At 69.4% G+C, this 11,454-nt stretch carries 11 protein-coding genes and 1 pseudogene; 4 read left to right on the top strand and 8 right to left on the bottom strand.

Features of this window, described 5'->3' with window-relative positions; genetic code table 11:
- Positions 1-68 precede the first annotated feature (68 nt).
- The 3 genes and pseudogenes from DCN14_RS07305 to DCN14_RS07295 form a co-directional block, all read right to left on the bottom strand.
- Positions 69-950 carry a MipA/OmpV family protein gene (locus DCN14_RS07305; RefSeq protein WP_096498662.1) on the bottom strand — a complete coding sequence of 294 codons (882 nt, stop codon included), beginning with the start codon at positions 948-950 and terminating at the stop codon, positions 69-71.
- A gap of 203 nt (positions 951-1,153) precedes the next feature.
- Complete coding sequence (locus DCN14_RS07300; protein ID WP_096498664.1) at positions 1,154-1,465, bottom strand: hypothetical protein; 312 nt, start codon at positions 1,463-1,465, stop codon at positions 1,154-1,156.
- Positions 1,466-1,774: 309 nt separating this feature from the next.
- Positions 1,775-2,066 (bottom strand): annotated as a pseudogene (locus DCN14_RS07295) (hypothetical protein).
- A gap of 145 nt (positions 2,067-2,211) precedes the next feature.
- Here DCN14_RS07295 and DCN14_RS07290 point away from each other — a divergent pair.
- Together DCN14_RS07290 and DCN14_RS07285 are read left to right on the top strand one after the other, a co-directional pair.
- Positions 2,212-2,430 (top strand): hypothetical protein, encoded by a 219-nt coding sequence (locus DCN14_RS07290; RefSeq protein WP_096498666.1) that lies wholly within the window; start codon positions 2,212-2,214, stop codon positions 2,428-2,430.
- Positions 2,431-2,769: 339 nt separating this feature from the next.
- Positions 2,770-3,201 carry a CBS domain-containing protein gene (locus DCN14_RS07285; RefSeq protein WP_096498668.1) on the top strand — a complete coding sequence of 144 codons (432 nt, stop codon included), beginning with the start codon at positions 2,770-2,772 and terminating at the stop codon, positions 3,199-3,201.
- A gap of 152 nt (positions 3,202-3,353) precedes the next feature.
- Here the strand turns inward: DCN14_RS07285 and DCN14_RS07280 are convergent, their stop codons facing one another.
- The 3 genes from DCN14_RS07280 to DCN14_RS07270 all read right to left on the bottom strand — a co-directional run bounded on the left by DCN14_RS07280 (position 3,354) and on the right by DCN14_RS07270 (position 6,415).
- Complete coding sequence (locus DCN14_RS07280) at positions 3,354-3,899, bottom strand: hypothetical protein (protein WP_096498670.1); 546 nt, start codon at positions 3,897-3,899, stop codon at positions 3,354-3,356.
- Between the two features lie 82 nt (positions 3,900-3,981).
- Positions 3,982-4,392 carry a BON domain-containing protein gene (locus tag DCN14_RS07275; protein ID WP_096498672.1) on the bottom strand — a complete coding sequence of 137 codons (411 nt, stop codon included), beginning with the start codon at positions 4,390-4,392 and terminating at the stop codon, positions 3,982-3,984.
- A gap of 37 nt (positions 4,393-4,429) precedes the next feature.
- Complete coding sequence (locus DCN14_RS07270; protein WP_096498674.1) at positions 4,430-6,415, bottom strand: ATP-binding protein; 1,986 nt, start codon at positions 6,413-6,415, stop codon at positions 4,430-4,432.
- Between the two features lie 354 nt (positions 6,416-6,769).
- Between DCN14_RS07270 and DCN14_RS07265 the strand changes: the two genes are divergently transcribed.
- A complete protein-coding gene (locus DCN14_RS07265; RefSeq protein ID WP_096499307.1) occupies positions 6,770-7,807 on the top strand; it encodes a sigma-54 dependent transcriptional regulator in 1,038 nt (345 codons plus the stop codon).
- A 76-nt stretch (positions 7,808-7,883) separates the two neighbouring features.
- On the opposite strand, the gene DCN14_RS07260 is transcribed toward DCN14_RS07265, so the two are convergent.
- Positions 7,884-9,683: a methyl-accepting chemotaxis protein gene (locus DCN14_RS07260; protein WP_096498676.1), complete on the bottom strand. Its 1,800-nt coding sequence runs from the start codon at positions 9,681-9,683 to the stop codon at positions 7,884-7,886.
- Between the two features lie 195 nt (positions 9,684-9,878).
- Positions 9,879-10,133 (bottom strand): DUF3562 domain-containing protein, encoded by a 255-nt coding sequence (locus tag DCN14_RS07255; RefSeq protein WP_096498678.1) that lies wholly within the window; start codon positions 10,131-10,133, stop codon positions 9,879-9,881.
- Between the two features lie 586 nt (positions 10,134-10,719).
- On the opposite strand from DCN14_RS07255, the gene DCN14_RS07250 reads away from it, so the two are divergent.
- Positions 10,720-11,130 (top strand): hypothetical protein, encoded by a 411-nt coding sequence (locus DCN14_RS07250; RefSeq protein ID WP_096498680.1) that lies wholly within the window; start codon positions 10,720-10,722, stop codon positions 11,128-11,130.
- Positions 11,131-11,454 lie beyond the last annotated feature (324 nt).

Below are 11,454 nucleotides of genomic sequence, written 5' to 3'. Positions count from 1 at the left end.
GTCGCAATCATATCAAATGTGACGAAAAATGCCGCACGCCGTCGGTGGCCCGCCCGGCTCGACTCCGCTCAAAACTGGTAATTCACCGACATGTCGAACACGCCGTTCGTCGACTGCTGCGTGATCGGGCTGCGCCGTGCGCGGCCCACCAGCTGTTCGATCGCGCCGTCCATCGTCACGAACCAGTGCTTGTTGACGAACCAGACCATCGTCACGCCCGCGCCGTACGACTTCATCCCGGCGCTCGCCGAATAGGCCGGCAGCCCGGAACGCGCCGACGCGCCCGGACTCACGCCGAACCAGCTGTTCATGTAGCGCGAGTCGGCGAACGACACGGTCGGCCCCGCAAACCAGAAGAAATGCTCGTTGCTGCCCGGCATCGGCAGGTAGGCGGAGAAATCGCCGATCCAGCCGTTCGAGCCGCCGATGCTGCGACGGACATCGGCGCGCAGCACGAGCGGGAAATCCTTCGAGATCACGTAGTCGGCCGCGAGCTTCATCACCGGCGCCGCGTTGATGTTGTCGAGGCCGTTCAGGTGGTCGAGATCGTCGGCCGAACGGCGCCCGAGGTCATAGCCGACCGACATGCTCACGCGCCAGTTCGGCCCGCGCAGCACGTTCGCGCCGAGCCCCTCGCCCGTCGACAGGAAGAACAGGTCGCGATAGCGCACGTCGAAATTCGGGCCGCCCATCACGCGATAGCGATCGGAGCCCGCATAGCGCGGCTGCAGCGTCATCGCTGCGCCGACGCTGATCTGCCACGCGGGAACGGCCGGATTGAACAGCTTCTGCAGCGGGACGCCCGCCGAGTATTGCCATTCGCCGAGCGGCGAAGGCGTCTGCGCCGACGCATCGCGCGCGTCGGACGCCGCGAGCGCGGCGAAGGCCGACAGGCCGGATACGAACCGGCGTGCGGCCGGTGACAACAGCGGGCGGGCAGTGGTCGTCAAGGCGGTCTCCGTCGGTTGCGCAAAACGAACCTGAGGGAAAGCGCGTCGCGCTTGATCGGCTGCCACGACAGACTGCCGACGGCGCGAACGTAGTGTGCGCTGAATTAACGGACATCCTACGCGACACGCGCGAAGCCGCAAAGCGCCCGTTGCATGCGGGCACTTTGCCGGATTCCGGCTCGCGCCGGCGGGTCGTTATGGAATCAGAAACGCTCGACGTGGTAATCGCCCGCGAGCGCGGCGGGACTGCGTGTCGACATCATGCGCGAGAAGCCGTCCGCGAGCCGTCCGAGCGCGAGCTGCTTCTGGCTCGCATCCCAGTGCGTGTAGGTGTCGTACGCGGAATCGTCGAACGACACCGTGACGGCGACCGGGCGGCCGCTCGCGCGAAAGCCGATATGGAGCACGCCGCCCGGCAATTCCTCGATGTGATAGCGCAACGAGCGCGACTCGAAATAGCGGCCCAGCACCTGAGCGATCGCGCGCTTGTCCGGCGATTGCACGTGAATGTCCATGATGGTCCTCCTTTCAGTGATCGCGCGGCCGGCTGCGGTTCGCTGCATCCGTCCGGCATCCGCATCGGCGGCGGTTGCGACGGCGGGTCGCCCTGCGGCGGCCCCGCCGGCACGGGCGGATCCACCGGATCGTCGTGCCCGGGCCACGCCGGGTCGGGCTCGACGTCGGGGATCGGTTCGGGACGGTGCAGCATGGATGGCGTGCTCATGTCACTCCTGCGCGGCGCGCTCGCGCGTGTCGATTGGCGCGGCGAGCGCGCGCAAGCGGCGTGCCTGCCCGGTGCCAATCCTGCGACACCATGCGGCCGCTTACCCGTCGCAAGCCGCCATCACGAGCCACATCGTGCACCCTTCCGCGGCAAGTTGCACGCAAGCGCGAACGGATTGGACGGCGCGCATCGCACCCGCTGCGCACTTGCTGCCCCCCAATAGACAGCATGGTTCGGTTCGCGCGCCGCGCGTCCTTGCCGACGAACAGGCGCCGATCGGGGCGACAGGCCGGCGATTCGCGCTTCCACGCATCGAAACGCTCGCGCACATGACTGAAATCGCCGCCGCACACGTTCGCGTCGTAACGTATCCTTTCCTTGGGTTCATTCATCACGATTTCCTCTCGTCCACGCCGGCGGCAGGCGGGCCTCGCGTCCGCCGGTGCCGGCGGCTCGATGGCTGCAAGGGCCGTACCACCGCCGCCGCTACGCGGCACGGCGCTTGCGTCCGTCGTTACCCGTCAAGGAGGTTCGATCATGACCGTTCACGCCGCCGGAGCATTCCGGCTCGCCACGTCGCGCCCGCCGGCCGAAGACAAGACGGAGGAACGCATCGACGAAGGGCTCGAAGAGACGTTTCCGGCCAGCGACCCGCCCGCCGTCGGCGGCGCGACCCGCATCGACCCCGCCAAACCGTCCGGCGAACGCGAACGTCGCACGCCCGACACTCCGCCACCGCCCCGCGATCACGGCTGACGACTGCATCCGGGGCCGGGGGGCGCGCCAGCGTGTCGAAAGACCGGATCAACCGGAGCGAAACAGATGAACCGCATGGAACGAGCCTGGCATGAAGTCAGCGCCGCCGCGAGCGGCGCGGCACTGGCCGCGCTCGAGCATGTGCTGATTCTAGAAATCGTCGCGATCACGGGCGTCGGCCACTGACGTCGCTCGCGGCCCGGCCGCGGTTCCCGCCGTGGAAGATGTACAAGCGCGCTGGCAAATTTCTCCGTGCCTCGGCCGCGCAGGCCCGGCGTGTGCCGGCTGACCGCGGCACGCGTCCTGCTCGCCCATCGTCTCGCTTACGAAGGAGGCGTCATGTATCGCGTCAACGAGATCATGTCGCGCGACGTGGTATGCGTCGCGCCCACCGACACGATTCGCCACGCGGCCGAATTGATGCGGCGCTTCGACATCGGGGTGCTGCCGGTTTGCGACGACACCGGGCTCGTCGCGATCGTGACGGATCGCGACCTCGCGGTGCGCGCGCTGTCGCACGGCCATTCGCCCGACACGCCCGTGACGGCGGTCGCATCCGCACCCGTGCAGTGGTGCGTCGAGGACGACGGCGTCGGCGACGTGCAGCAGCGGATGGCCGACGTGCAGTTGCACCGGATGCCGGTGCTCGATGGCAACAAGCAGCTCGTCGGCATCGTGTCGCTCGGCGACATCGCGACACGCGCGGGCGGCCCGGCGCGCGACGAGCTGGCCAACACGCTCGAGGACGTGTCACTGCCGCGGCGTCGCTGAGCGATGGTCCTTCATCCGTGCGGCGCCCTGCGGCAAGCCCGGCGCCCCTTTGGCTGACCTGCGGACGGCGATGACACCGGACAGCGCGTCGCGCACCGTCGCGACCGCAGCCGTTCGACCGCGGGACCGGCCGAACGCTGCAGGCGCAAGCGTCATGCGGGGCGATGCGCGGACGCGAAGAAGTCGGTCCACGCGCCTTGTTGCCATGCGCCTTCGACCCGCTCGATCGACAACGCGCCCCACGCCAGCAGCGTGCGCTCCGCGAACGTCGCCGTGCGCCGCGTGACGTGCGCGGCCAGCACGACGCCGTTCTCGCACTGTTTCAGCGCCCCATGGCCTTCCGGCGCATCGCCGTTCATCTTGCCGAGCGCACCGCACAACGCGCCGACGTAGCCGCCGACCAGCGGCACGCCGATCCACGCGAGCGGCGAATGAAGCCCGCCGAGATACAGCAGCGCGGCACCCGCCAGCCCGACGATCGCGCCGATGGCCACGCCCTCCAGCGCGCCGATGCCGCCTGGGCGCGCCGCCGAATCCGCATAAACGTCGCCGCCGAGCCAGAACAGCGCGTGCTGCCCCGGCGGATTGAGAAAGAAGACCTTCACGTCGTCCCGATGCATGGCGTGGCCGCGCAGTTGTTCCGCGCAGCGCTCCGCCCGCTCGAGCGTCGAGAAACGGCCCGCGATGATGGTGTCCATGTCGAACCCTCCTGCCTGGTGCCGCGCAGGGCCGCGAGGCGCGCGACGCCCGATCGGCCCCGACGCTTGCCCGCGCATCACGTTACTTCCGGCGAATCTGCAGCCTGTCGCGCACGCCGCGTACACCGTCGACGTCGTGCACGACCCGGACCGCGGCCGCATGTTGCGGCGCGTCGGGCACACTGCCCGTCAGCTCGGCCACGCGGCCGTGAACCCGCACGTCGATGTCGTCGGACGCCAGCCCCCGCTCGGCGACGAGCGCGGCCCGGATACGGGACGCGAGCGTCGCATCGCGAAGCTGGCTGCCGACGGCCGACGCCTGGCTCGCGAGCGTCGCCCGAACGCTTTCGTCCGCCGACGCGTAGCGCGGCATCGCGATCCATGCACACGACAGCATCAGTATGCTCGCGATCCGCACGGCCGGCGGTAGGCGCCGGATGCGTGCCGGCGCCCGGCGGACGCCCTCGCGCGGCGTGTTTTCCGATCCGTTCATCGCGCCTCCTGGTGGGTGGGCGGATGCGGCCCGCGCATCAGCGACGCGGTCCGCTTCCGGCCTTCCGGCCGCCCGGCGATACGTCGACGATCACGCTCGCCAGCGTCGGCATGTCGACCGGCTTGCACAGATACGCATCGAAGCCGGCGGCCATCACGCGGTTGCGGTCCGTGCTGCCCGCGTGCGCGGTCACCGCGACGACCGGCAAGCGTGCGCCGCCGCCCGGCTGATGCCGGATATGGTCGAGCAGCCAGAAGCCGTCGCCGTCCGGCATCGCGAGATCGGACAGCACGACGCTCGGGCGCTGCCGCGCGACGACGTCGAGCGCGTCGTGTCCCGATTGCGCGGTCGACACCTGCGCGCCGAGCGTTTCGAGCGCCGCGGCGAGACTCGCGCGCGACGTCGCGTCGTCGTCGACGACCAGCACGCGCTGGCCGTCCAGCGCGACCGCCGTCGCTGCGCCGCTCGGCCGCAGCGGGTGGCCGAACGAATCGTCGCCGCCCGCGTCGACCGGCAGCATGACCGTGACCGTCGTGCCGTGCCCGGCGCCGTCGCTCGTCGCCGCGACTTCGCCGCCATGCAGCCGTGCGATATTGCGCACGATCGACAGCCCGAGCCCGAGACCGCGCTTCGGCGACGCCGACGCGCCTTCGGGCCGGTTGAACGTATCGAACAGATGGGGCAGGCGCTCGGCGGAAATACCCTGCCCCGTATCGGTGACCGACAGCCGGACGCGCGTGCCGGCGCGCGTCAACGAGATCGTGATGCGTCCGCCCGGCGGCGTGAACTTGATCGCGTTCGACAGCAGGTTGGACAGCACCTGGCGCAGACGCTCGCCGTCGGCGGAGATCACGCAGTTGGGCATCGCGCAGTCGGTCGACAACTGGAGCCCGTTCGCCTCGGCGCTCGCCCCGAGTTCGCGCGCCGCTTCGCGCACGATGCGTACGAGATCGATCGGCATGCGTTCGAGGCGCATGCGGCCGGTCGCGAGCGACGAGGCGTCGAGCAGGTCGCCGACCATGTGCGACAGCGATCGCGCACTACGGTCGATCGCGTCGATCGCCTGGTGCGCGAACCCCTGACCGTCGGTGCTGCGCAGCACCTCGACCCAGCCGTAGATCACGTTCAGCGGCGTGCGCAACTCGTGCGACACGATGGCGAGCAACTCGTCCTTCATCCGGTTCGACTCGTCGGCCTGCACGCGCGCGTCGCGCGCGCCACGCAACGAACGCACGTCGCGCCGCTCTTCCCGGCGACGCTCGCGCGCCTCGCGCAGCGTCATCGACAAACCGGTGCAGGTGCCCTGTGCATCGACGATCGGCGATGCCGCGACGGTCGCGCGGAAGCGGCCGCCGTCGCGACGCAAACAGAGAACGTCGAGCGGGCCGGAGGGCGCACGCGCGTTCGCGAACGATACGGGGACGGGGTGCCGGCGCAGCCAGCGCGGCGCGATCAGCGTCGTCACGTCGTGTCCGATCACCGTCGCGGCATCCATGCCGAAGATGCGCCGGGCGGCCGGATTCCAGCTCGTGATCCGCCGGGCGGCATCGACGCCGACGATCGCATCGGGCGACGCATCGACCACGCGGCGCAGCAGGGTGTCGTCGGGCGAGCGCGCCGCGGGAGCCGGTTCGTGTCGCGGCATCCGCGCGGCGTCCTCGTCGGCATCGACCGCGCCGCGCAACCGGTCGCTCGCGAGCAGCGGCTTCACGGCCATCACCAGCACGCACTCGACGAAACTGATCGCGATGAACGCGCCCGCCTGCGCGAGCAGCGCGGCCATCGATGCATCCGGCCACCACAGTGCGCCGATCACCGCCACGCTGACAGCCGTCGCGGCCAGCCCGCCGGCGAACGACGTCAGCCATGCGGCGGCTGCGACACCGGCATAGAAAGGCAGCGGTGCAAACGGCTCATGCGCGCCCACGACGCGAATCGCCCACGCCTGCAGCGCGGACGCCGCCCCGACGGCCAGCACGACCCATGCGCCCTGCCGCAACAACTCACGGGTAAAGGTCCTCATCGTTTCCTTGCATCGCATCGGCGACCGTCATGCGACGGCATGCCGACTCGGCGGTCCGGCGTGCCGTCGAGCGTGCCGGGCGAGCCCACGCAACCCAGCAACGGGCGTACCCGCCGCGAGAACGTTCGTTACCGTGCTGCACCGCCCCCGGCACCGCGCCAGGCCGGCGTGCGGCACGGTCGGACATCGCATGGGCGCGCGGGCGATCGCACCCGGCTTTCGATTTTTCATTGGCGTGCTGTAAAAACGCACCGGCCGGGCGAGTCGGCCGCAGCGATCGCGTATTTCTTGCTGCATCGGGCCGGGCATTGGAAATTTCTATACCGCGGCACCTTCCGTTGCGTTGCGCTGTCGATGATAAATATTGCAACGAAGGAAACGCGCGGTGCCGATTTTCAAACCGGCCCGCCTGACCTCATGGCTGAATCCGCCCACCGTTCGAAACAGCGCGCCGACGCACGCCGGCTGTCCGGCCACTCCGCCGCGATGCGCACGTTGCTCGGCCGCATTGAGAAAATCGCGCCGACCCGCGCGAGCGTGATGATTGCCGGCGAAAGCGGGGTCGGGAAGGATATCGTCGCGCGCCGGCTGCACGACCTCAGCACGCGTCGCGACGGGCCGTTCGTGCCCGTGAACTGCGGCGCGATTCCGGCCGATATCGCCGAAGCGCAATTGTTCGGCCACGAGAAAGGCAGCTTCACCGGTGCGGTCGCGCAGCGCGAAGGCTTCTTCGAAGCCGCGTGCGGCGGCACGCTGCTGCTCGACGAGATCGCGGAAATGCCCGCAGCGCTGCAGGTGAAGCTGCTGCGGGCGCTCGAATCGAACACGATCGTTCGGGTGGGCGGCATCGAGCCGATTCCGCTCGACGTGCGCATCCTGTCCGCGACCCGTCACAATCCGGCCGAGGCCGTGCGCGACGGCCGGCTGCGCGAGGACTTGTTCTACCGCCTCGCCGCGTTCGCGTTGTACGTGCCGCCGCTGCGCCAGCGGGACGGCGACGTCGAGACGATCGCGCACGAATTCGTCGACACGCTCAACGCGCGGCACCGCTCGCACAAGCGGCTGACCGATGCGGCGATCGCGGCGCTGCGCGCGTATTCGTGGCCCGGCAACGTGCGCGAGCTGCACAACACGCTCGAGCGCGCATACATCCTCGCGGACGACGGAATCGACGTCACGCTGCCGAAGCCGACGATGCTGCCCGACCCTACGTCGGACGATGCCATGGCGCTGCCGCTCGGCGCGACGCTGCACCATGTGCAGCAGCGCTTCATCGCGGCGACGTTGAATCACTTCGACGGCAACAAGCCGCAAGCCGCGAAAGCGCTCGGCATCAGCCTGAAGACCCTCTACAACCGTCTCGCGTTGATGCGCGACGACGGCAACACGTGACGGCCGGCGCCGTCACGCGCAGCGCGGGCGCACGGATCGGCTGATTGCCGATCCGCGTCGCCCCACTCCACTTAGATCAGGCGACCTTGAACTGCCCGACCGTCGACGCGAGCGCGTTCGCCTGCGTCTGCAACGCGGTCGCGGCCGCGGTCGACTGCTCGACGAGCGCCGCGTTCTGCTGCACCATTTCGTCGAGCTGCGTGACCGCGCGATTCACTTCCTGAATGCCGCGCGTCTGTTCGTTCGCCGCGTGCGTGATCTCGGAGATGATCGTCGTCACGTTCGTGACGTTCGACACGATCTCGCGCATCGTGTCGCCGGCCTGGCGCACCTGCCCCGACCCGGCCGACACGCTCGCGACCGTCGATTCGACCAGCACCTTCACCTCGCGCGCGGCCTGCGCGCTGCGCTGCGCGAGGCTGCGCACTTCCTGCGCGACCACCGCGAACCCGCGCCCCTGCTCGCCCGCGCGTGCGGCCTCGACGGCCGCGTTCAACGCGAGAATGTTGGTCTGGAACGCGATCCCGTCGATCACGCCGATGATGTCGCCGATCCGGCCCGACGCTTCCTCGATCTTCTCCATCGTCGCGACGACGTCCGACACGACCACGCCGCCGTGCGACGCGATCCGCGACGCGGCCGCCGCGCGCTCGTCCGCCTGGCCGGCGGCAGCCGCCGACTGGCCGACGGTCGCGGTGATTTCCTCCATCGACGCGGCCGTTTCCTCCAGGCTCGCCGCCGCCGATTCGGTGCGCGACGACAAATCCTGGTTGCCGGCCGCGATTTCGTTCGCGGCCGTACGCACCGACTCGCTCGCATCGCGAATCTGGCGCATCACGTCGTGCAGCTTGTCCACGAAACTGTTGAACGAGCGCGCGATGTCGGCCACCTCGTCGCGGCCTTCGGCCGGCAGGCGCTGCGTGAGGTCGCCCGTGCCCGAGCCGATCGATGCCATCGCCTGACGCACCTGCGACAGGCGGCGGAACGCGGTCGTGGTGATCGCGCCGACGATCAGCGACGCGACGCCGACGATCACCAGCAGCGTGATCAGCGAGGCGGTCAGCAGCGAGCGCATCCCGGCCGTCGCTTCGGATTTGTCCAGCAGCACCAGCGCATACCAGTCGGTGCCCGGCACGGCCTGCGCGCGCACCAGCTTCGCGTCGCCGCCGACGTGCACGTCGACCGGTGCGCTCGCGCCGGCGAGCGCCGCCGCGCTGATCGCGCCGAGATCGGGCGACACGTCGGTGACCGGCTTGAGCGTGAGCTTCGCGTCGGGATGCGCGACGATGTGGCCGCTGCTGTCGATCAACATCCCGAAGCTCGCGGGCGTCGGGCGGATCGACTTCACGTTCGCGATCACGCTGTCCATCGCGACGTCGGCCGCGACGACGCCCTTCAGCCCGCCGTCGCGCAGGATCGGCACCGCGAACGTGACGACCAGGTTGCCGGTGCCCGCGTCGATGTACGGCGGCGTGACGACCGGCTTGCCGGCCTGCGCGGCCTGCTTGTACCACGGGCGGCTAGTCGGATCGTAGTCGGACCCGATGCCGGCCGGATCGGAGAAATGGAACGCCTTGTCCGCGTAGCCGACGTAGACGTTGGTGAAGCCGCCGGCCTCGGCCATCTGCTTGAAGACCGGCACCGGATCGGGCGACAGCGCGGCGTCCTGCAGCGACGCGATCATCCGGCTCCGGGTCGCGACCCAGTCGCCGATGCCGACCACGTGGCCGCTGGCGACGGACGTGAGGTTGCGGTCGATCGCGTCGTCGTTGTACGCGCGCGCGATGAAGTAATTGATCAGTGTGGTGGCGACGAGTGCGAATACGACGATGGCAACGCACGCGGCGAGGATACGGGTCCGGATGGACGAGAACATGGCAACGACTCGGTAAGGGAGCGCGAACGCCCGGTGGACGAATTCCACCGGGTATACGGCATTCGCGCCGCTTACTTGAGGCTGTCGTGACAATTTGGCAATCGTCTGACGAAAATCGCTGATGACTGTCAGTCCGCTGTCAGGACGATTGCGCAGACGCCGCGGGCGGGCGGGCGGGCCCGCGGCGCCCGTCTTTCACAGCCGGCGGCTCGTCGCCTGATCCGGCTCGCGGTGCGGCGTACCGGCCGGCGTATCGCGTTCGAGCTCGTCCTGCCTGCGCATCCGTTCGCGCAGGTGGCGAATCGCGAACACATGGATGTAGTCATGCACGCGCGCGCCGGACGACAGCGCACGCACTTCGTCGTCGAGCATCGTACGCAACTGGTCGGCGCCGATTGCGCGCTGTTCGGCGACTTCCTTGAGTGAATCGAGCAAATTGTCCTGTGACATCGACGAGCTCCTGACGGTCGAGAAACGAAAAGATGACGCTATCGAAAGTTTGGAGACTGAACTGCCGTCCGGCGTGCGATGCGCCGAAACGTGTTTGCGCTCGATCAACGGTACGTTGCATACCGTCGCGCCGATCCGCCGAAGGACCGGTGCGCGCACAGCGCCCGCCGGGCAGATCGCCCGCGAATCACTGGAAGCATTGCTGCGCCCCCCGGAGGCGCGGCATCGCCGATCGGGCGGGAGATGGAACCCCGCGCGACGGCGATGCAGAGAGGAACTTAGTCCGGTCGAAAACCTGCGTCAAGCGCCGGTAGCAGTCACGATTCGTCAGTCGAAATGCACCGGATCGGGGCGCCGGGTGCCGTGTGCGGCGGCGCCGAACCGCGGCGGCGCCGCAGATCGTCCGCTTCGCGTGTCAGCGGATTCCGATAGGTCGCGCGCAATGCCTGACAACGACTTCAGCCCCCGCCGATTGGCAACGCCCGCCGCCGGGCCGATACTGACGTCATGAACTGAACGTTCATACCGGGTCATCGCTCAGCCGGCCGTCGAGCCGGCACGCGGGGTCCGGCGCAGGAGACCAACCATGGCACCTTGTCACTTCCGGGCCCGGGACGGACAGCCGCGCACACATGTGCACGCCGTTCCCGCGCCGCAGGCCGGCATCCGCCCGCCCGCGGATCTGGACGCACTGCTCGCGCTCGCGCGCGAGTCGGGTTTGCTCGTCATGCTCGACGGGCAGATCGGCCGCGAAAAATACCAGAGCGTCGCGGGATCCGTGCTCGCGCTGCAGCGGTTCGCCGCCGCGCTGTGCGCACGCGCCGATGCCGATGCACCGGTCGTTCCGGGCACGCGCCGCAAGACGCGCCCCGGCTGGCCGCGGCTGCGCAATCGCACGCCCGGCACACGAGGACGATTGCATGGCGCGCATCGCCGCGCACGCGTATGCCGCGGCGCCCGCCGTCGGCATGACCTGCGCGCGCTTCGCATCACGTAACGGCCTGGAAACCTGACGCCTGCACCTGATGCCTGCACGCACGAACGCAGCCCGCGCGGTACGAGGCCGCATCGCGACTGCGTCGTCACGCCGGCAGCGAGCGCCGGGGGCGCACGACAGCGCATCGCATGCCGCCATCCGCACCGATCCGCAACCGCGCGATCGCGTGCCGTGACGTGTCGTTACGTGTCATTACGCGCCGTTCCGCACGGCGACATCGACGAAGCGCATTCCTGCGAGGAAAGCTGTGCGACGGGGCCGGGGAAGCGGACGGGGTGATCGACACCCCGCCCGTCGCCCAAGGCAGCAGCCTGCTGCCTACCC

It is taken from the genome of Burkholderia sp. IDO3 (genome assembly GCF_003366075.1).
Lineage (GTDB): Bacteria > Pseudomonadota > Gammaproteobacteria > Burkholderiales > Burkholderiaceae > Burkholderia > Burkholderia anthina.
This window is presented reverse-complemented; position numbering and strand designations above follow the sequence as displayed.

Coding starts and splice junctions, on each gene's coding strand:
- DCN14_RS07300 (WP_096498664.1), bottom strand. CDS start 1,465: ATGGACATTCACGTGCAATCGCCGGACAAGCGCGCGATCGCTCAGGTG.
- DCN14_RS07290 (WP_096498666.1), top strand. CDS start 2,212: ATGACCGTTCACGCCGCCGGAGCATTCCGGCTCGCCACGTCGCGCCCG.
- DCN14_RS07285 (WP_096498668.1), top strand. CDS start 2,770: ATGTATCGCGTCAACGAGATCATGTCGCGCGACGTGGTATGCGTCGCG.
- DCN14_RS07280 (WP_096498670.1), bottom strand. CDS start 3,899: ATGGACACCATCATCGCGGGCCGTTTCTCGACGCTCGAGCGGGCGGAG.
- DCN14_RS07275 (WP_096498672.1), bottom strand. CDS start 4,392: ATGAACGGATCGGAAAACACGCCGCGCGAGGGCGTCCGCCGGGCGCCG.
- DCN14_RS07270 (WP_096498674.1), bottom strand. CDS start 6,415: ATGAGGACCTTTACCCGTGAGTTGTTGCGGCAGGGCGCATGGGTCGTG.
- DCN14_RS07265 (WP_096499307.1), top strand. CDS start 6,770: ATGATAAATATTGCAACGAAGGAAACGCGCGGTGCCGATTTTCAAACC.
- DCN14_RS07260 (WP_096498676.1), bottom strand. CDS start 9,683: ATGTTCTCGTCCATCCGGACCCGTATCCTCGCCGCGTGCGTTGCCATC.
- DCN14_RS07255 (WP_096498678.1), bottom strand. CDS start 10,133: ATGTCACAGGACAATTTGCTCGATTCACTCAAGGAAGTCGCCGAACAG.
- DCN14_RS07250 (WP_096498680.1), top strand. CDS start 10,720: ATGGCACCTTGTCACTTCCGGGCCCGGGACGGACAGCCGCGCACACAT.